Origin of the sequence: Sphingobacterium sp. 1.A.4 (genome assembly GCF_002734245.1) — a bacterium.
GTDB lineage: Bacteria > Bacteroidota > Bacteroidia > Sphingobacteriales > Sphingobacteriaceae > Sphingobacterium > Sphingobacterium tenebrionis.
Window position 1 is genome coordinate 1 of record NZ_PEAZ01000115.1, and the last position, 1,457, is coordinate 1,457.

The 1,457-nt window shown below is 43.7% G+C and carries 1 protein-coding gene; it reads right to left on the reverse strand.

The features are described 5' to 3' along the window. Window positions 1-72: 72 nt before the first annotated feature. Window positions 73-1,457, reverse strand: a 1,385-nt coding sequence (locus tag CRJ00_RS17325) for an IS1182 family transposase (protein ID WP_099367987.1), incomplete at its 5' end; no start/stop codon positions are given.

Below are 1,457 nucleotides of genomic sequence, written 5' to 3' on the forward strand. Positions count from 1 at the left end.
AATCGACCATGAGTGGCTATTTAGGCTTTCAGAATCTCAAATCCATTGATTTTGAGGTAATATTCCTCCTTTTTAGATCAATTTCAGGATTCTTTTCAAGTTTACCGTGAAGATGGCCATTGCACCCTGCATTTCCATATTTTGGATGCCATAGGAATCTGCTCTTCCATAACCATGGACATTCTTGAGCTCACTGTTCTTTGCCTCGATCTTATACCTTTCCTTAGACTTGCTCCGGTAATGATAGGTTTGCTGGAAAGCCATCTGCTCTTTATGGAGTTCGGATTTAATGGTTATCGAATAGGTCTTTGTTTTTGACCCATCCTTATAACATCCTTCCCTGAGAGGGCAAACCTTACATCTATCCACATCGAAGTAATACGTGTCTGCTTGATTTTTACCTATGTTCTTTTTGCCCTGACGGGCCTTCCGGATTGCTAGATGGCCAGCTGGACAGACAAACATCCCCGCATCTTTATTGTAGTGAAAGTGATCGCTTTCTTTCCTGGATCCCTGGCTGACTGCCGGTTTCAATTTAGCGATGATATCAATGTTCTGTTCTTTTGCCAGCCGTAGATTGTCCTTTCCAGAATATGCGGCATCGCCTATAATCGTGTCCACTTCCATTCCATTCTGCTGGCTGATCTCCAATAATCGGGGCAGTTCCGGACCATCACCTTTCTCGCCTGTAGTAACGACCGCTGCTGTGATGATGCGTTCCTCGGTCATTGCCAGATGTGTTTTATAGCCAAAGAAACTGCTGTCCATTGATTTATGTCCAAGCCTGGCTTCACCATCTTTTGAGAGCAGATAGTATTCCTTTGTGTCCTCGATGGTTTCCTTCAACAGGTTCAACTTCTCTTTTACAGCCGGTATTTCACTGATAGATTGATCCTGATCCAGCACTCTCTGTAATTCCCTGCAATAGGCAAGCTCTTGGTCCAGGTCGTTGGACTCGTTCTTTTGTGGTAGGCGCCCTTTGTAGTCCTCATCGATCTGATATATTGCTTTCCTCAACAGCTTGGATCGTTCCTTTAGCACTTCCTGTGCTGTGTATGGGTTCGATCTGGAATGGGTATGTGTGGCATCTACGATGATGGACCTTGATTTTATAATACCCTTTTCAAGAGCGATCGTTACGGTCTTATTGATCAACAGGTTCAATAGGTCCATGTCCTTTAACCGTAGCTTACGGAATTTGGTGAGCGAACTTGGATTGATCACATCCTCCTCAGGGGCCATTTCCAGAAAGTATTTAAAGGACATGTCATATCTGGAACGCTCAACAACATCAACATCCGAAACGGTGTAGATCGTCTTTAACAGAAGGTACTTGAACATCTTGATGGGGCTCTCTGCTGTACGCCCATTGGTCTGGCAATACTTCTCCAAAAGTTCCTCATGTATAAAACTGAAATCGATAAGATCGTTGATTTTGCGAAGTAGATTGTCTTTTG